The sequence below is a fragment of the Streptomyces panaciradicis genome (assembly GCF_023516615.1).
Classification (GTDB): Bacteria; Actinomycetota; Actinomycetes; order Streptomycetales; family Streptomycetaceae; genus Streptomyces; species Streptomyces panaciradicis.
Map to the genome: position 1 here is coordinate 65,734 of NZ_JAMGBF010000074.1, position 17,539 is coordinate 83,272.

Here is a 17,539-nt window from a genome sequence, read left to right on the forward strand (position 1 = left end):
AGACCGATGTCTTTCCGTACCACCCCTGCCTTCGACTACGTCGAGGACGTCTCGCCCGGCAGCGGAGCCCTTCCGCCCCGTGCCTGGTACGCGTCCTCCGACGCGGCGTCACTCTCGCTCAACGGCAGCTGGCGGCTGCGCGTGTCGCCGACCGCCGACGCCGAGGACGACTCGTTCGCCGAGCCCGGCTTCGACGCCGGGGACTGGGGCGAGGTCACGGTCCCGGGTCACTGGGTGCTCCAGGGCGACGGTGCCTTCGGCCTGCCGATCTACACCAACCACCTCTACCCCTTCCCGGTCGACCCGCCGCACGTCCCGACGGAGAACCCGACCGGCGACCACCTGCGCGTCTTCGACCTGCCCACGGACTGGCCGGCCGAGGGCGGGGCGGTGCTCCGCTTCGACGGCGTGGAGTCCTGCGCCCGCGTCTGGCTGAACGGCACGGACATCGGCGAGTTCAAGGGCTCCCGGCTGCCGCACGAGTTCGCCGTCGGGCACCTGCTCAAGCCGAGCGGCAACGTGCTCGCCGTCCGCGTCCACCAGTGGTCGGCCGGCTCCTACCTGGAGGACCAGGACCAGTGGTGGCTGCCCGGCATCTTCCGTGACGTGACGCTGCTGCACCGCCCGGCGGGCAGCGCGCTCGACTTCTTCGTGCACGCCTCCTACGACCACGCCATGGGCGAGGGCACCCTGCGCGTCGACTCCGACGTCGACGGGCGGGTGCTCGTGCCCGCCCTGGACATCGATGTCGAGACGGGCACCACGGTCACGGTCCCGGTCCAGCCGTGGTCGGCCGAGGTGCCGAAGCTGTACGACGGCGAGCTGGTCACCGAGGGCGAACGGGTCCCGCTGCGCATCGGGTTCCGTACCGTGGAGCTGGCCGACGGTCTGATCAAGGTCAACGGCCGGCCGGTGCTCTTCAAGGGCGTCAACCGCCACGAGTGGCACCCCGAGAAGGGCCGCGCCCTGGACCTGGAGACGATGCGCGAGGACGTGCTGCTGATGAAGCGGCACAACCTCAACGCCGTGCGCACCTCCCACTACCCGCCGCATCCCGCCTTCCTCGACCTGTGCGACGAGTTGGGCCTGTGGGTCATCGACGAGTGCGACCTGGAGACCCACGGCTTCACCGAGCAGGCCTGGCGGGACAACCCCGTCGACGACGACCGCTGGACCCCGGCCCTCCTCGACCGCGCCGAGCGCATGGTCGAGCGGGACAAGAACCATCCGTCGGTGGTCATCTGGTCGCTGGGCAACGAGGCCGGCACCGGGCGGGGCCTGACCGCGATGGCCGAGTGGATCCACGGCCGGGACTCCTCCCGCCTCGTGCACTACGAGGGCGACTGGAACTGCCGTGACACGGACGTCTATTCGCGGATGTACGCCTCGCACGCCGAGGTCGAGGCCATCGGCCGGGACCTGGACGGCGGCACGCACAAGCGTCGCCAACTCCCCTTCATCCTCTGCGAGTACGGGCACGCCATGGGCAACGGCCCCGGCGGCATCGCCGACTACCAGCGGCTGTTCGAGTCCTACGACCGCCTCCAGGGCGGCTTCATCTGGGAGTGGATCGACCACGGCGTCAAGCACGCCGAGCTGGGCTACGCCTACGGCGGCGACTTCGGCGAGGAGCTGCACGACGGCAACTTCGTGTGCGACGGCCTGATCTTCCCGGACCGGCGTCCCTCCCCCGGCCTGCTGGAGTTCAAGAAGGTCATCGAGCCCGTCTCCCTCGAGCCGTCCGACGGCACCGTGCGGGTGACGAACAAGCAGGACTTCGCCGACCTTTCGGCTTTCGCCTTCGAGTGGTCGTACCAAGTGGACGGCGAGACGGTCGAGTCGGGCGCCCTGGCCGTGCCCGCGCTCGGCCCGGGCGAGTCGGCGGAGGTGAAGCTGCCCGAACCGCCGCACGGGCACACGGGCGCCGAGACCCTGTGGACGGTGCGGGCGTCGCTGGCGGCCGACACCTCCTGGGCGCCGCAGGGTCACGAGGTGGCCTGGGGCCAGGTGGCCGTGGCGGCGCGGCCGTTGCCGGTGGTGTCCGCGAGCGCGGAACCGGTGGCCGACGACGGTGTGATCACGCTCGGTCCGGCCGCGTTCGACGCCCGCAGCGGGGCGCTGCGGTCCCTCGGCGGTGTCGCGGTCAGCGGACTGCGGCTGGACGTGTGGCGGGCGACGACCGACAACGACGAGGGCGCGGAGTGGCAGTCCGACACCCGGTACGCGCAGCTGTGGCGCAAGTTCGGCCTGCACCGCATGCGGCACCGGCTGGACTCCGTCGAGCTCGACGGTGACGCGCTGACCGTGCGTACCCGGGTGGCGCCCGCCGCGTGGGAGTTCGGCCTGGCGACGGTGTACCGGTGGACCTCGGACGGCGACCGTCTGAAGCTGACGGTGTCCGTGGGCCCGGAGGGCGAGTGGCCGGTGCCGCTGCCCCGGCTGGGCGTCCGCTTCGGGCTTCAAAGCGCCGACGCGGTGACGTGGTACGGCGGCGGCCCCGGCGAGGGCTACCCCGACACCAAGTCGGCCTCGCGAGTGGCGCGTTGGGAGTCGACCGTGGACGGCATGCAGACGCCGTACCTGCGTCCGCAGGAGAACGGGGCGCGTGCCGACGTGCGCTGGGCGGAGATCGGCGGGCTGCGCGTGGAGGGCGACCCGGAGTTCTTCCTCACCGCCCGGCGCTGGACGACCGAGCAGCTGGACGCGGCCACCCACCTCACCGACCTGACACCCGGTGAGACGGTGTGGGTCAATCTCGACCACGGCCTGCACGGCATCGGCACCGGGTCCTGCGGGCCCGGCGTGCTGCCCGCGTACTGGCTACGGGCCGAGCCGGCCGAGTTCTCCTTCGTGTTCTCGGCCACCGGGTGACACGATCCGCGTGACCCTCGCAGTGTGCGGCCGTCCCGTCCTCGCCGACGGGACGGCCGCGTCATGCCGCCGCCGGGAACGAGCAGGTCCTTGGGGAGGACGCCGTCGGCCAGGTCGTCGAGCTACTGCGATCGCAGCAGGCGCAAGTGTCTGCGGACGGCCGACGACGACAGGACGCGGGGCTGCGAGCGTGAGGGCGGGCCGTGATCGGCGGCCCGATCGTGGCGTATCCCCCGAAAGGCTCGTCGATGTCCCCTCTCGCCCGCTGGTGCCACCGGCACCGGCTCGCCGTCGTCCTGGTCTGGGTGGGCCTGCTGCTCGCCCTCGGGGCCGGGGCCGGTGCGGCCGGCAGTGCCTTCGGCAACAGCCCGACCTCCCAGAACACCGACTCGGCCAGGGCGACGGCCCTGTTGCAGCGGGCCTCCGACAGCGCGGCGGGCAAGAGCGGCCGGGTCGTCTGGCAGGTCGACGACGGCAGGGTCACCGATCCGACGGCCGAGAAGGCCATGGCGGGCGCGCTGGACCGTGTCGCCGACGCGCCGGGCGTCGCCTCCGTCACCGGCCCCTTCACGACCGCGGGCCGGGCGCAGGTCAGCGGGGACGGCCGCACCGCCTACGCCACCGTCGCGTTCGACCGCGAGGTGGCCGACGGGCAGATCGCCCATGTCGAGGATCTGGCGACCGCCCCGCAGTCGGGGAACCTGCGCATCGCGCTGAACGGGCAGGCGTTCAGCGTCGCCCCCGCGCCGAATCCGGTCGCCGACGCCATGGGCGTCGCGCTGGCCTTCGTGGTGCTGCTGTGCGTCTTCCGCGCGGTGTGGGTCGCGGTACTGCCGATCGTGACGGCCGTCGTCGGCGTGGGCACCTCCGCCCTCGCGGTGATGCTCATCAGCCACGTCATCACCCTCTCCAGCACGACGCTGACCCTCGGCTCGCTGATCGGCCTCGGCGTGGGCATCGACTACGCCCTGTTCATCGTGAACCGGCACCGGTCCAACCTGAAGGCGGGGATGGGCGTCGGCGAGTCGATCGCCAAGTCGCTGAACACCTCGGGGCGGGCGGTGGTGTTCGCCGGGCTGACCGTCGTGGTGGCGCTCCTCGGGATGCTCACCCTGAACGTCGGCATCATCAACGGCATGGCCGTCGGCGCGGCCGTCACCGTCGTCCTGACGGTGCTGGCCGCCATCACCCTGCTGCCGGCGCTGCTCGCCATGATCGGCCTGCGGGTCCTCGGGCGCGCCGAGCGCCGGGCTGTGGCCGCCGGCGCGGTCGCGCCCGCTGACGGGGCCGGACTGTGGGGGCGGTGGGCCGCGCGGGTCCAGGCCCGGCCCAGGGCTCTCGGCCTGGTCGCCCTGGTCGTGCTGGCGGCGCTCGCCTTCCCGACGCTGTCGCTGCGGCTCGGCGCCTCCGACGACGGCAACCTGCCCACGACGTCCACGAACCGGCAGGCGTACGACATGATCGCGAACGGTTTCGGGCCCGGCTTCAACGGCCCGCTCGTCCTCGCCGTGCAGGCGCCCACCGCCGCCGCCAAGGCCGCCGAGGCGCGGCTCGTCACCGACCTGCGGCGGGTCGACGGGGTCGCCGATGTCGGCGCGGCCCCCATGGCCGAGGGGCGGGCGGTCGGCGTGATCTCCGTGGTGCCGACGACCTCCCCGCAGTCGGCGGCCACCTCCGATCTGATCGACCGCCTGCGCGAGGACGTGATCCCGCCGGTGGAGCAGGGCACGTCCCTGAAGGTGTACGTCGGCGGCACCACCGCGAGCAACGACGACTTCGCCTCGGTGCTGCTGGCCAAGCTCCCGGTGTTCGTGCTGGTGATCGCCGCGCTCGGGTTCCTGCTGCTGACCGTCGCCTTCCGCAGCCTGCTCGTCCCGGCCGTGGGCGCCGTACTGAACGTGCTGAGCGTCGGGGTGGCGTTCGGCGCGATCGTCGTCGTCTTCCAGTACGGCTTCGGGTCCTCGCTCCTCGGGCTGGGCGCCGCCGGGCCGATCGAGTCGTTCGTGCCGATCCTGGTCGTCGGGATCATGTTCGGTCTGTCCATGGACTACCAGGTCTTCCTGGTCAGCCGGATGCGGGAGGAGTGGGCCCGCACCGGTGACAGCCACCGGGCGGTTCGGGTCGGGCAGGCCGAGACCGGCCGGGTGATCGCCGTCGCCGCCACCATCATGTTCTGCGTCTTCGGCTCCTTCGTCTTCGGCGGCATGCGGGTGATCTCGGAGTTCGGCGTCAGTCTCGCCGTGGCCGTCGCCCTCGACGCGCTGCTGATCCGGATGGTGGTCGTCCCGGCGCTCATGCACCTGTGCGGACGGGCGAACTGGTGGCTGCCCCGCCGGCTGGACGCGGCCCTGCCGCGGGTGTCCGTGGAAGGCCCCGCGGACGACGAGCCGGTCCCGGCACATCAGCCGGATCGAAGGCCGCAGCCCGCCGGACTGGCCGACTAGGGCACCCGGCGCCCGGCGGAGCGGGCCGGCTTCCGGCTGGTCCGCGCTCCTTACAGTGAGGGAATGGACGTGGGAACGGTGTGGCGGCGGTGGTCGGCCGGTCATGAACGGATCAGGGACGCGCTGCCCGCGATTCCGGTGGTCCTGATCGCCGCGGCCGCGACGGCCGTGGGCCCCTCGGGCTGGCGGGAGCCGCGCTGGGCGGAGGTGGCGTGGACGGCGCTGTTCTGTGTGCCGCTGATCGTCCGCAGCCGCCGCCCGCTGGGCGTCGCCCTTCTCACCCTGGCCGTCGATCTCACGCTGATGGCCTTCTCCCCGCACACCGCGGCCACTCCGGCGGCGAGCCTGGTCGCCCTGTACACGCTCGCCGACCGTGGCAGCAGGCGCACGGCGTGGATCGTCGGCGTCGCCTCCGCCGTGGCGGTCACCGGCGTCTTCGCCGCCACCCACGCGGAGTCCCTGCTGGGGGCGAGGGGTCTGCTGCGGTTCGACTTCGTGATCGCGGCCACCGCCCTGGGCCGTGCCGTGCGCGGCCGCCGCGAGCATCTGGCGGAGGCGAGGGAGCGGGCGGAGCGCGCCGAGCGCACGCGGGAGGAGGAGGCCCGGCGCCGGGTCACCGAGGAACGCGTGCGCATCGCGCGCGATCTGCACGACGTGGTCGCGCACCACATCACCCTCGTCAACGCCCAGGCAGGGGTGGCCCACCATCTGATGCGCACCGACCCCGACCGGGCGTACGAGGCCCTGGCCCACATCAAGGACAACAGCCGCGCCGCGCTGGACGAACTGCGGGCCACCGTCGGCCTGTTGCGGCAGCCGGACGACGCACCGGGCTCGCGTGCCCCGATCCCCCGCCTGGCCGACCTCGACACACTGGTCGCCGGGATCCGGGCCGGCGGGCTTCCGGTGTCGGTGACCCGGACCGGCAGCGCCTGCCCGCCGGCGCCCGCCACCGAGCTGACGGCCTACCGCATCGTCCAGGAGGCGTTGACCAACACCCACAAGCACGCGTCCGCGACCCGGGCCGAGGTGGTCCTGGACTACGGCCCGCTCGCGCTGCGGATCACCGTGACCGACGACGGACGCCCCGGTCCGCCCAAGGTGGGCACGGGCGGCGGTCACGGTCTGGTCGGCATGCGGGAGCGGGCCACCGCGATCGGCGGCAGCGTCACCGCGGGCCCGCGCCCCGAAGGCGGCTTCCGGGTCGTCGCCGAACTGCCGCTGTCCCTCGCCCCCGCCCCGCTCTGACACCCCTCGAGAAAGCACCGCTGATGACGATTCGCGTCCTGCTCGCCGACGACCAGGCCCTGCTGCGCGGCACCTTCCGGCTGCTCATCGACGCCCAGCCGGACATGGAGGTCGTCGCGGAGGCCGCCGACGGCGCGGAGGCGGTGCGGCTGGCGCGTTCCGAACGGGCCGACATCGTGGTGATGGACATCCGGATGCCCGGGGTCGACGGTATCGAGGCGACCCGCCTGATCGGCCGGGACGAGGATCTGGCCGGCGTCAAGGTCCTCGTCCTGACCACCTTCGAGGAGGACGAGTTCGTCATCGAGGCCCTGCGGGCGGGCGCGAGCGGGTTCCTCGGCAAGGGCGTCGAGCCGGCCCAGCTTCTCGACGCCGTCCGCCTGGTCACCGCCGGAGAAGCGCTGCTGTCGCCGACGGCCACCAAGGGGCTCATCGCGCGCGTCCTCGACCAGCCCTCGGCGGGGGACCTCGTCGACCCCGACCGGCTGGCCGCGCTCACTCCCCGGGAGCGCGAGGTGCTGACGCTGGTGGGCCAGGGGCTGTCCAACGACGAGATCGCCGAACGCCTCTTCGTCACCCCGGTCACCGCCAAGACCCACGCCAACCGGGCCATGGCGAAACTGGGCGCCCGCGACCGCGCCCAGCTCGTCGTCATCGCCTACGAGAGCGGTCTGGTGCGCGCCGGCCGGCGTGCGGACCCGTGAGCGGCGTCCACCGGGTGACACCGGCCCGTGCCCCCGCTCCCGTGCCTCCCCGCTCCGGCGTCGAAGGGCTCGCGGTGTCGGCTCAGATGTGAGCATCCACACCTCCTTCACCATTGCGCGCCCTGCCACGGCGCGGCAGAGTGTTCCAACTGCGGGATGCGTGAGGCGAGTTGCCCGCACCTCCAGGGCAAGGCGCCACGGACCACCCGGAAGGAAGACCAGTGAGCCCGATCTCGGTCCGCGGATTCGCGGTGGCCTCGGCGTCCGCGGTCACCGCCGTCGGAAGCGTTGTCGGCGTCGCCTCGGGCAGCGCCGCGCAGCCGGGCGGCGCCGAGGCCGGCGCGGCCGACGCGACGCTGCTCGCGGACATACCGGCGGGCCGGCAGGCCCAGGTGCAGACCGAGTCCCTGGCGATGCAGGCCGACGCGCAGGCCGTGCAGGCGGACGCCGGCGCCAGGAAAGAGGCCGAGGAGGCCGCCCGCAAGGCCGCCGCCAGGACGGCCACGGCGAAGAAGGAAGCCGCGAAGCGCGCCGAGACCAAGAGCGCCGCCAGCCGCGGCACCGCCGTCTCCCTCCAGCGGACGTACTCCGTCGCCGAGCTCCAGGCCCTGGCCCGGCAGATCGTGCCCAGCGGCCAGTTCCAGTGCTTCAGCAACATCGTGGAACGCGAGTCCAGCTGGAACATGCACGCCCTCAACGCCTCCTCCGGCGCCTACGGCCTCGTGCAGGCCCTGCCGGCGTCCAAGTACGCCACGGTCGGCGCCGACTGGCAGACGAACCCCGCGACCCAGATCAAGTGGGGGCTCAACTACATGAACGCCGCCTACGGCAGCCCCTGCGACGCCTGGGCGTTCTGGCAGGTCCACCACGCGTACTGACGCACCCCACTGTTTCGACGGACTTCTATGTTGACGTCCGTCGATGCAAGGCGCAGGCTTGCATCAAGAAGCCCTGGGGGTGCGCCATGAACGAGCAGTCCACCGATCTGCGCGAAGCGGTCCGTCGCCGGTACGCGGCAGCGGCCGTCCAGGTCACCGAGGGTGCGGCGGCCTGCTGCGGGCCCGAGCCGGTCGAGGTCGACGCCGACTTCGGCTCCTCGCTGTACGCCGCGGACGAGCGCGACGCCCTGCCCGTGGAGGCCGTCGCCGCCTCCCTCGGCTGCGGCAACCCCACCGCCGTGGCGGAACTGCGCGCCGGCGAGCGCGTCCTGGATCTCGGCTCCGGCGGCGGCATCGACGTCCTGCTGTCCGCCCGTCGCGTCGGCCCGGCCGGCAAGGCGTACGGGCTGGACATGACCGACGAGATGCTAGAACTCGCCGTGGCCAACGCGGCGAAGGCCGGCGCGACGAACGTGGAGTTCCTCAAGGGCACCATCGAGGCGATCCCGCTGCCCGCGAACACCGTCGACGTGGTGATCTCCAACTGCGTGATCAACCTGTCCACTGACAAGGCGGCGGTGTTCGCCGAGACCTTCCGCGTGCTGCGGCCCGGCGGCCGGATCGGCGTGTCCGACATCGTCTCGGACGACACCCTCACCGTCGAGCAGCGTGCCGAGCGCGGCGACTACGTCGGGTGCATCGCCGGCGCCCTGTCCTTCGCCGAATACCGCGCGGGCCTCGAAGCCGCCGGTTTCACCGGCATCGAGATCACCCCGACCCACCCGGTCGCCGACGGCATGCACTCCGCCCTGATCCGCGCCGTCAAACCCGCCGGGGCCGGCAGCGGGTCCGGGCGGCTCCCGTAAGATCCGCCGCATGCCCTGGATACGACGGCGTGCGCGCGGCGCGCGGCCTGCCGAGGATCGCCTGCCCGACCTGGAGTTCCTCGCCCTCGTGCAGGCGAGTATCGAGGAGTACGCGCCCGGCGCCACCCAGGGCTCCACGCTCAAGGGCAACTCGCTGAGCAGCCCGCGGGGATGGGCGGTGGGCGTGGCACCGCCGCATCACGGCGGCGGGCACCACTACGACCTCGTCGCACTGCCGGACGTGAGCATCCAGCCGGACGTCCCCTGCTTCGCCGACTGTGTCGTGGCGATGTCCGGCGATCCGCGCCGCGCGGCCGACTCGTGGGTGCAGACCGCGGGTGCCTGCATGCTCGAACTCCTCGACCCGCGCGGGCGCTTCGCCGACCACACGGACCCCGATGACGAGCGCGGCGTCCCCGGCCGGCACATGATCGCCTCCGGCGTGGTCGGCCTCGGCGTCGACCCCGCGGAGAACCGGCGCCTGCAGACCGCCCTCCTCGACGCGAACGTGCTGCACCGCGTCGCCCACACCTTCGTCCAGGACCTGCGGTCGCCGTTCTTCGACGGGGTCAAGGTCTTCTACGGCGGCCGGCCCGGCGCGATGCACGCCGAGATCCGCGTCAACGGGGAACGGCACGAACCCGCCTCGGCCGCCATGGCGGAGCTGGGCCTGCCCGAGCCGACGGTGTTCACGGCCGTCCGCCACTACGCGCTGCTTCTCCCGGCCGACGGCTGACGGCCGGCCCGGCCCCCCTGTGCGGCATCTGGCCGACCCCGGCGCGACGCCGGACCCGATTCCGCCGTAACCTGCGACACCATGAGCGATGCCTTTCCCTCCGGCCCGCGCGAGGCGTACGACCTGCTCCTGGCAGGCAACCACCGCTTCGCCGCCGGCACGCCCCTGCACCCCAACCAGGACGCCGCCCGCCGCGCCGACCTGACCTCCGTCCAGCGGCCGTTCGCCGTACTCCTCGGCTGCTCCGACTCCCGGCTGGCCGCCGAGATCATCTTCGACCAGGGCCTGGGCGACCTGTTCGTCGTCCGCACCGCCGGACACGCCGCCGGTCCGGAGGTGCTCGGCAGCATCGAGTACGGGGTGAGCGTGCTCGACTGCCCGCTCGTCGTCGTCCTCGGCCACGACGCCTGCGGAGCGGTCGCCGCGACCCGGGCCGCCGTGACGGACGGCAGGGCGGCGCCCGGGTACCTGCGCGACGTGATAGAGCGCGTGACGCCCAGTGTGCTGGCCGCTCACGCCGACGGTGCGAGCGAGGACGAGGAGTTCATCGCCACGCACGTGCGGCACACCGTCGACTTCGTCCTGGACCGCTCGCGGGAACTGGCCGACCAGGTCGCGCGCGGGCGCACCGCCGTGGTGGGCCTGACCTACCGGCTGGCCGACGGCAGCGCCCGTCCCGTCGTCGCCCGCGGCCTGGAGCTCCCGGCCGAGCGCCCCGGCACCGCCTCACGAGCCGAGGTCGGCTGACCCGCTCGACGCGTGCGAGGAGACCGGCAGGCCCAGGCCGATCAGCACGACGCCCATGACGCGGCCGAGCCCACGGCCGGCCCGCGGTCCGTCGAGGACCGGGCCCGCCTTCGCCGGCAGACCACACACAGCCGCCGAGCCGGACGAGGGTGAGGGCGGTGTGGAGCAGGACCAGGACCGCCATGCCCCAGGCGGTGGGCAGCCCCGGGGGGACGAGTGAGGGCAGCAGGCCGGTGGAGAACACGGCGATCTCCGGGCACGGCGGTCAGCAGCCCGAGGACGCCGGTCGCGGCCACGGGAGGGGTCAGCACGCCGCCGGCCTCCCCGGGTTGGCGGCCGTGCCCTCGGTGCTGAGCAGGACGACGACCGAGTCCGGCCCGAGCCCCAGGGCCGTGCGGCGGTCCGCGGCATCCGTGCCGGTGATCGCCGCGCGCAGACCGGCCAGCGCCGCGGCGCCGCAGGGCCCCGAGGAGACGCCCGAGGCCGCGAGGTCGGCGCCGGCCCGGGCGCAGTCGTCGTCCGTGACGGCGATCGCCGCGTCCAGCCCGGCGAGCAGGTGCGGCCAGGCGATGCCGGACGGTGTGCCGCAGTTCAGGCCGGCCATGACGGTCTCGCCCGTCGTCACACTGACGAGTCTGCCCAGGGTGAGGCTGCGCAGGACGCACGGCGCGGCCTCCGGCTCCACCGACAGCAGCGCCGGGGCATGTCCGCGGGGGCTGCCGCGGTAGTGGGTGACCACGGCCTGGGCCAGGGAGCCCACCCCCACGGGCACCGCGACGAGATCGGGGCCTTCGGTGACCCCCACAGCGGTCAGTTGCTCGTCGATCTCGGCGCAGAGGGTGGAGTAGCCCTCGACGATCCAGCGCGGGATCCGCTCGTAGCCCGGCAGGCCGGTGTCCTGGATCAGCAGGGTGTCCGGGGCGGTGGCCGCCTCCGCCGCCAGGCGCACGGCCTCGTCGTACGGGCCCGCGACCTCGGTGACCCGTGCCCCTTCGGCGGCGATGGCCGCGACGGCCCGCGGGTGCACGCCCCGGGGGACGAAGACGTGGGCGGCGTGGCCGTGGCGGTGTGCCATGCGGGCCACGGCGCGGCCGTGATTGCCGTCGGTGGCCGCCACCAGGGTGACCGGTCCGGGTTCCGCACCCCGCTCGGCCCGCTCGGCGAGGGCGCGGTGGACCGCCCAGGACGCGCCCAGCGCCTTGAACGCGGGCAGCCCCAGCCGGCACGACTCGTCCTTGACGAAGACCCGGCCCACCCCGAACTCCTCAGCGAGCACGGGGAGTTCGGTGAGCGGCGTGGGCGCGTGGTCGGGCAGCGAGCGGTGGAAGGCCCGGACGTCGGCGGGCGCGGGTTCGCACCGCCAGGCGCGGGCGTCGGGTCGCGCGTACCAGGAGGGCGCGAGAGAGTTGTCGGCCACCCGTCCAGGGTCCGATGCGCCCGTGGGATCGGTCCAGCGAACGTTTGCGACCTGTACGTCGGAAAACCGAAAGATCAGTCACCGGTGGCGCCGTCCGCGGCCGCCTGCGTCAGGCGGAGGTACGCCTCCAGCTCGGCCGCCCCGTTCAGCATCGCCCGTGCGCGGCCGGACAGCCGGCGGCGCCAGTCGGCCAGTGCGCCCTCCAGGGGTTCGAGTCCGCCGGCCGCGCGCACCTGGGTGATGAGCGGGGCGATCTGCTCGAGCAGGTGGCCCCCGCGCCTGAGCTGGTGGACCAGCCGGGCGTCCCGTACGGCGGCGTCGTCGTAGACGCGGTAGCCGGTGCGCGGCTCGCGGTGCGGGCGCACCAGCCCGGCGCGCTCCCACTTGCGCAGGGTCGCCGGCCGGACGCCGAGCCGGTCCGCGAGCGGCCCGATGAAGATGCCGCCGGGCTCGGACGCCGGGGCGGGTTCCAGGGCGCGCAGGGCCTCTTCCACGGCATGCAGCGTCCGCCGGTCGTCGAGGAGCTGGACATGGCTCTCGTCGATGTGGCGGAACGCCTCGTCGGTCGCGCCCCGGTTCACCGCCCGCATGATCGACGCCGCCGTCGGGTGGCCGTGCCCGGGCAGCAGCGCGAGGAACGCCCGCAGAGCCGCCGCGTGCAGCGGGAGGTAGGTGCGGTAGCCGTGGGCGGTGCGGTCGGCCGGAGGGAGGATGCCGGCCTCCTCGTAGTTCCTGACCGCCTGGGTGGACAGACCGTGCGCGCGGGCCAGATCGACGGGCCTGAGCCGTCCCGCGTTTTGAGGGTTTCGCGCCATGCTCCTGCTCGTATCGTCCAAAAGTCTCAATCGCAAGTTCAACGATACCGTTGAAGGCATGGCCGCTGACATCGAAGACATCACCGCGACCGTCGACGCCGCCTCCGTCATGAGGCTGCTTCCCGGCCGGCCCCGGCTGCTCGGGCTGGGCGAGCCCACCCACGGCGAGGGCTCCCTGCTCGACCTGCGCAACGCCCTCTTCCGGCAACTCGTCGAACAGGAGGGCTACCGGACCGTCGCGATCGAGAGCGACTGCGTGCGGGGCCTGGCAGTGGACGAGTACGTCACCTCGGGCACCGGCACCCTCGACGACGTCATGGAGCGCGGGTTCAGCCACGGCTGGGGCGCCCTGCCCGGCAACCGCGAGCTGGTGCGCTGGATGCGCGCCCACAACGCGCGGCGGCCCGCGTCCGAGTGGGTGCGCTTCGCCGGTTTCGACGGCCCCCTGGAGATCACCGGGGCCGCAAGCCCCCGGCAGTCCCTCACCGCGCTGCACGCCCACCTCGCGCACCGGGTCGCCGCGAACCTGCTGCCCTGCGCCGCGGAGACGCTCGACGGTCTGCTCGGGCCCGACGAGCGGTGGACCGAGCCCGCCGCGATGACCGACCCGTCCCGGTCCGTGGGCCGCACGGCCGAGGCGGGCCGGCTCCGATTGCTGGCCGACGACCTGGTGGCCCTGCTCGGCACGCAGCCGCCCGACCCGGGCGGGGCCGGCTCGCGGGAGGACTGGGAGCGGGCGCGCCTGTACGGCCGTACCGCCGTCGGACTGCTGCGCTATCACCACGCGATGGCCGACCCCTCACCGGCCCGCATGACACGGCTGTGCGCGCTGCGCGATCTGATGATGGCCCACAACCTGCTGGCCCTCGCCGAACGCGGCCCGGTGCTGGTGCACGCCCACAACTCCCATCTGCAGCGGGCGAAGAGCTCGATGCGGATGTGGGAGGGGCCGGTGGAGTGGTGGAGCGCCGGTGCCCTGGTGGGCGCCCGGCTCGGCGCGCGGTACGCCTTCCTGGCCACGGCCCTGGGCACGATCCGCCACCGGGGGGTGGACACGCCCGCGCCGGACACCGTCGAGGGCCTGCTGTACGCGCTCCCGGAGGACCGCTGTGTCGTCGACGCCGGGCGGCTCGCCTCGGCCCTCGGCGCCACGCCTCCCGCGCCCCGCGAGTCCCCCTGGTTCGGCTACGCACCGCTCGACCCGGCTCACCTGCGGGACGCGGCGGGCGTCGTGTTCGTCAAGGACGTCCGGGAGGAGGCCCGTTACTAGGTTCCACTTCCCGCGCGCCGACCCCGTTCAGGTGGCGATGGTGGCCAGGCCGGCGATGCCCACGACGTAGATGACGACGGCCATGACGCTGTCGATGCCCATCCGGGCGTACTGCCGGCGCGGGCGGAAGACGAGTCCCGCCATGTAGGTGACGGTGAGGACGATGCCGAGGGCGGTGAGGTAGATGTCGGTGTCGTGCGCGGCGGGGAGCACGGGCTTGCCGGAGATGATCGCGGCCGGCAGGAACAGCACGGGCAGGAAGGCGTTGCCGCCGAAGATGTCGCTGATGGCGAGTTGGTGATCGCCCAGCTTCGTGGAGGTCAGGCCGGTGCTGACCTCGGGCAGGGAGGTGGCGGCGGCAAGGACGGTCGCGCCGAACAGCACACCGCTCAGTCCCTGGCGGGCGAAGAACTCCTCGCCGCTGCGTTCGATGACCACACCGGCGACGAGCGTCGCGAGGGCCGCCGTGCCGAAGATCAGCCCGGCGCGGCCGGTCCGCACGCCCTGGTCGGTGGCGGCCTTCTCCTTCTTCCCCCGGGAGTGGCCGCGCGGTTCGGGCTGGCTGTCCGGGGCGTCGCCGCCCTCCCGCCACGGCAGCCCGCGGCCGGCCCGGTTCAGCAGCACCAGGCCGATCACCCACAGGACGGCGACGGCCATGGAGGCCGGGGCCAGCCGGGCGGCGTGCAGCCCCGGGGAGAGCTGGGTGCCCATGACCACCACGGCCAGGACCACCACGACGAGGGCGCCCTCCAGCACCAGTTGCAGGCTGGCGGCGACACGGGTCAGCGGGGCGCGCGGACGGACGCCCGCGGCGTCGAGCACGGCCAGGACGATGGTCTGGATGGCGATGCCGCCGAGGATGTTGCCGACGGCGACGTCCAACTGCCCCGCCAGGGCCGCCGAGACGGTGATGGCGAGCTCGGGCAGGTTGGTCGCCACGGCGAGGAGGATCAGCCCGCCCAGCGCGCTGCCCAGGTGGAGACGCTCGGCGAGGACGTCGGTGGTGTCGGACAGTTTGATGCCCGCGTACCAGATGACGGCCGCGCTCGCGACGAACAACAACAGCAGAACCGGAGAGCCCAGAGATCCCATGCACGCGCGGGTACCCACCGATCGTCTCCACGTGTACGACGCTCGTGCCCGGCCTGCGCGGCGGCCCGTGCCCGCGTGGGTCACCCTGGGAAGGGACAGGGCGGCCGACGGTCGCGCCCCCGGACACGTCACGGAGCGACGATGAGCACCGAGTGGAACGCCGGCCACCACCGTTTCGAGACCTCGGCGCGAGGCCGTGCCGTGCTCGCCGACCCGCGTCTCAACCGCGGTACGGCCTTCACCGCGCAGGAACGGCGGGACCTGGGCCTCGACGGACTGATCCCGCCGCGCGTGCTCACCCTGGACCAGCAGGCCGACCGGGCGTACGGCCAGTACTCCGCGCAGCCCACCGACCTGGCCAAGCACGTCAACCTGGCCGCCCTGCACGACCGCAACGAGGTGCTGTTCTACCGCCTGCTGAGCGATCACCTCCCGGAGATGCTGCCCATCGTCTACACACCGACGGTCGGCACGGCCATCGAGCGCTACAGCACCGAGTACCGGCGCCCGCGCGGCATCTACCTGTCGGTCGACGCCCCCGAGGACATGGAACGCGCCCTGCGCGCCTCCGGGCTGGACGCGGCCGACGTCGACCTGGTGGTGGCGACCGACGGCGAGGCCATCCTGGGCATCGGCGACTGGGGGGTGGGCGGCATCGACATCTCGGTGGGCAAGCTCGCCGTGTACACGGCCGCGGCCGGCATCGACCCGGCCCGCACCCTCGCCGTCGTCCTCGACGTCGGCACCAACCGCGAGCAACTCCTCGACGACCCGCTCTACTTGGGCAACCGCCACCCCCGGGTGGACACGCAGACGTACGACGCCTTCATCGAGCGCTACGTCACCACCGCGGAACGCCTCTTCCCGGACGCGCTGCTGCACTTCGAGGACTTCGGGGCCGCCAACGCGCGCCGCGTCCTGGACCGTTACCGGCGTGAGCACTTCGTCTTCAACGACGACATCCAGGGCACAGGCGCGGTGAACCTGGCCGCCGTCCTGTCCGCTGTGCGGGCCAGCGGGATGCCGTTGCCCGAGCACCGGGTGGTGGTCCTCGGCGCCGGGACGGCGGGGATCGGCGTGGCCGACCAGTTGCGGGACGCCATGGCCGCGCAGGGCCTGGGCCGCGAGGAGGCCACCGCCCGCTTCTGGGCCGTGGACCGCCACGGGCTGATCACCCGTGACCAGGAGGGGCTGCGCGACGTCCAGCTCCGCTACGCCCGGCCGGCCGAGGAGGTCGCCGGCTGGCGGCGGGACGCGAAGCTCGGGGGCGTCTCCCTGGAGGAGGTGGTGCGCCGGGTCCGGCCCACCGTGCTGATCGGCACCTCCGGCCAGGGCGGGGCCTTCACCGAGAGCGTCGTGCGGGAGATGGCCGCGCACACCGAGCGCCCCATCGTGCTGCCGATGTCCAACCCGACCCGGCTCGCCGAGGCCGTGCCCTCCGACCTGCTGGACTGGACGCAGGGCCGTGCGCTCATCGCGACGGGCAGCCCCTTCGAGCCGGTGACCCGCGGTGGAGTCACGTATGAGATCGGCCAGGCCAACAACGCGCTGGTCTTCCCCGGTCTCGGTCTCGGTGCCGTCGTCGCCCGCGCCACGCGGGTCACCGACTCGATGCTGTCCGCCGCGGCCCACGCGGTCGCCGGACAGGTCGACTCCACCGCCCGCGGGGCCTCCCTGCTCCCCCACACCCGGTTGCTGCGGCGCACCTCCGCCGCGGTGGCGGTCGCCGTGGCGCGGGCGGCGGCCGAGGACGGCGTCGCCCGCGAGCCGGTGGACGACACCATCGAGGACCGGGTCCGCCGGGCGATGTGGGAGCCGGTGTACCGGCCGGTGGTGGCGGTCTGAGGCGCTGGACGCTCCGCGCTCATCCCTCGTTGGGCCGGGCGAGTCCGATGTCGTAGGCGAAGATCACGGCCTGGACGCGGTCGCGGGCGCCGATCTTGGCCAGGACGCGGCCGACGTGGGTCTTGACGGTGGACTCGGACAGCACGAAGTGCGCGGCGATCTCGCCGTTGGTCCAGCCCCTGCCGACGGCTTCGAGGATCTCGCGTTCCCGTTCGGTCAGCGTGCCCAGGCGCGCGTCCTCGGCGGGGTCGCCCGGGCGGGCGGGCCGGTACCGGGCGTACTCGTCGAGGATGCGCCGGGTCAGGGCGGGGGCGATGACGGCGTCGCCCGCGGCCACGGCGCGGATGCCGGCGAGGAGTTCCTCGGGGCGGGCGTCCTTCAGGAGGAAGCCGCTGGCTCCGGCGCGCAGGGCGGCGTGGACGTACTCGTCGACGTCGAACGTGGTCAGCACCAGGATGCGGGAGCGGCCGCCGGAGGCGACGATGCGGCGGGTGGCCTCGATGCCGTCCATGCCGGGCATCCGCACGTCCATCAGCACCACGTCGGGGCGCAGTTCGGCGGCCTTGCGGACGGCCTCGGCGCCGTGCGCGGCCTCCCCTACCACGT

Annotated in this window: 14 protein-coding genes; 10 read left to right on the forward strand and 4 right to left on the reverse strand. The window is 73.5% G+C overall.

What is annotated here, in order from left to right; translation table 11 throughout:
- Positions 1–6: 6 nt before the first annotated feature.
- From M8J74_RS24195 to M8J74_RS24230, 8 genes are all read left to right on the forward strand, one after another.
- A complete protein-coding gene (locus M8J74_RS24195; protein WP_249838460.1) occupies positions 7–2,871 on the forward strand; it encodes a glycoside hydrolase family 2 TIM barrel-domain containing protein in 2,865 nt (954 codons plus the stop codon).
- 248 nt (positions 2,872–3,119) lie between these two features.
- Positions 3,120–5,315, forward strand: coding sequence for an MMPL family transporter (locus tag M8J74_RS24200; RefSeq protein WP_249838461.1), 2,196 nt, complete (start codon positions 3,120–3,122; stop codon positions 5,313–5,315).
- Positions 5,316–5,378: 63 nt separating this feature from the next.
- Complete coding sequence (locus M8J74_RS24205) at positions 5,379–6,563, forward strand: sensor histidine kinase (RefSeq protein ID WP_249838462.1); 1,185 nt, start codon at positions 5,379–5,381, stop codon at positions 6,561–6,563.
- A 23-nt stretch (positions 6,564–6,586) separates the two neighbouring features.
- Positions 6,587–7,267 carry a response regulator gene (locus M8J74_RS24210; RefSeq protein ID WP_249838463.1) on the forward strand — a complete coding sequence of 227 codons (681 nt, stop codon included), beginning with the start codon at positions 6,587–6,589 and terminating at the stop codon, positions 7,265–7,267.
- A gap of 221 nt (positions 7,268–7,488) precedes the next feature.
- The gene (locus tag M8J74_RS24215) at positions 7,489–8,145 is read left to right on the forward strand and encodes an aggregation-promoting factor C-terminal-like domain-containing protein (protein ID WP_249838464.1); all 657 of its coding nucleotides are present in this window, start codon (positions 7,489–7,491) and stop codon (positions 8,143–8,145) included.
- An 86-nt stretch (positions 8,146–8,231) separates the two neighbouring features.
- Positions 8,232–9,011 carry an arsenite methyltransferase gene (arsM, locus tag M8J74_RS24220; protein WP_249838465.1) on the forward strand — a complete coding sequence of 260 codons (780 nt, stop codon included), beginning with the start codon at positions 8,232–8,234 and terminating at the stop codon, positions 9,009–9,011.
- Positions 9,012–9,021: 10 nt separating this feature from the next.
- Positions 9,022–9,747 carry a DUF6348 family protein gene (locus M8J74_RS24225; RefSeq protein WP_249838466.1) on the forward strand — a complete coding sequence of 242 codons (726 nt, stop codon included), beginning with the start codon at positions 9,022–9,024 and terminating at the stop codon, positions 9,745–9,747.
- Positions 9,748–9,828: 81 nt separating this feature from the next.
- Positions 9,829–10,494 carry a carbonic anhydrase gene (locus tag M8J74_RS24230; RefSeq protein ID WP_249838467.1) on the forward strand — a complete coding sequence of 222 codons (666 nt, stop codon included), beginning with the start codon at positions 9,829–9,831 and terminating at the stop codon, positions 10,492–10,494.
- A gap of 304 nt (positions 10,495–10,798) precedes the next feature.
- Here M8J74_RS24230 and M8J74_RS24235 read toward each other — a convergent pair whose 3' ends face one another.
- Positions 10,799–11,911, reverse strand: coding sequence for a diaminopropionate ammonia-lyase (locus tag M8J74_RS24235; protein ID WP_249838468.1), 1,113 nt, complete (start codon positions 11,909–11,911; stop codon positions 10,799–10,801).
- A 74-nt stretch (positions 11,912–11,985) separates the two neighbouring features.
- Positions 11,986–12,726, reverse strand: coding sequence for a TioE family transcriptional regulator (locus M8J74_RS24240; RefSeq protein WP_249838469.1), 741 nt, complete (start codon positions 12,724–12,726; stop codon positions 11,986–11,988).
- A gap of 58 nt (positions 12,727–12,784) precedes the next feature.
- Between M8J74_RS24240 and M8J74_RS24245 the strand changes: the two genes are divergently transcribed.
- Positions 12,785–13,996: an erythromycin esterase family protein gene (locus tag M8J74_RS24245; RefSeq protein ID WP_249838470.1), complete on the forward strand. Its 1,212-nt coding sequence runs from the start codon at positions 12,785–12,787 to the stop codon at positions 13,994–13,996.
- A gap of 27 nt (positions 13,997–14,023) precedes the next feature.
- Here the strand turns inward: M8J74_RS24245 and M8J74_RS24250 are convergent, their stop codons facing one another.
- Complete coding sequence (locus tag M8J74_RS24250) at positions 14,024–15,088, reverse strand: sodium:calcium antiporter (protein ID WP_249838471.1); 1,065 nt, start codon at positions 15,086–15,088, stop codon at positions 14,024–14,026.
- A 141-nt stretch (positions 15,089–15,229) separates the two neighbouring features.
- Here M8J74_RS24250 and M8J74_RS24255 point away from each other — a divergent pair, with 141 nt between their 5' ends.
- Positions 15,230–16,933: an NAD-dependent malic enzyme gene (locus M8J74_RS24255; protein ID WP_249838472.1), complete on the forward strand. Its 1,704-nt coding sequence runs from the start codon at positions 15,230–15,232 to the stop codon at positions 16,931–16,933.
- A gap of 19 nt (positions 16,934–16,952) precedes the next feature.
- Here M8J74_RS24255 and M8J74_RS24260 read toward each other — a convergent pair.
- A partial coding sequence (locus tag M8J74_RS24260; RefSeq protein ID WP_249838473.1) for a response regulator occupies positions 16,953–17,539 on the reverse strand: 587 nt, incomplete at its 5' end.

Bases quoted from the DNA above. Each gene is read 5' to 3' on its own strand.
- M8J74_RS24195 (WP_249838460.1), top strand. From the start codon at position 7: ATGTCTTTCCGTACCACCCCTGCCTTCGACTACGTCGAGGACGTCTCG.
- M8J74_RS24200 (WP_249838461.1), top strand. From the start codon at position 3,120: ATGTCCCCTCTCGCCCGCTGGTGCCACCGGCACCGGCTCGCCGTCGTC.
- M8J74_RS24205 (WP_249838462.1), top strand. From the start codon at position 5,379: ATGGACGTGGGAACGGTGTGGCGGCGGTGGTCGGCCGGTCATGAACGG.
- M8J74_RS24210 (WP_249838463.1), top strand. From the start codon at position 6,587: ATGACGATTCGCGTCCTGCTCGCCGACGACCAGGCCCTGCTGCGCGGC.
- arsM (WP_249838465.1), top strand. From the start codon at position 8,232: ATGAACGAGCAGTCCACCGATCTGCGCGAAGCGGTCCGTCGCCGGTAC.
- M8J74_RS24225 (WP_249838466.1), top strand. From the start codon at position 9,022: ATGCCCTGGATACGACGGCGTGCGCGCGGCGCGCGGCCTGCCGAGGAT.
- M8J74_RS24230 (WP_249838467.1), top strand. From the start codon at position 9,829: ATGAGCGATGCCTTTCCCTCCGGCCCGCGCGAGGCGTACGACCTGCTC.
- M8J74_RS24240 (WP_249838469.1), bottom strand. From the start codon at position 12,726: ATGGCGCGAAACCCTCAAAACGCGGGACGGCTCAGGCCCGTCGATCTG.
- M8J74_RS24245 (WP_249838470.1), top strand. From the start codon at position 12,785: ATGGCCGCTGACATCGAAGACATCACCGCGACCGTCGACGCCGCCTCC.
- M8J74_RS24250 (WP_249838471.1), bottom strand. From the start codon at position 15,088: ATGGGATCTCTGGGCTCTCCGGTTCTGCTGTTGTTGTTCGTCGCGAGC.
- M8J74_RS24255 (WP_249838472.1), top strand. From the start codon at position 15,230: ATGAGCACCGAGTGGAACGCCGGCCACCACCGTTTCGAGACCTCGGCG.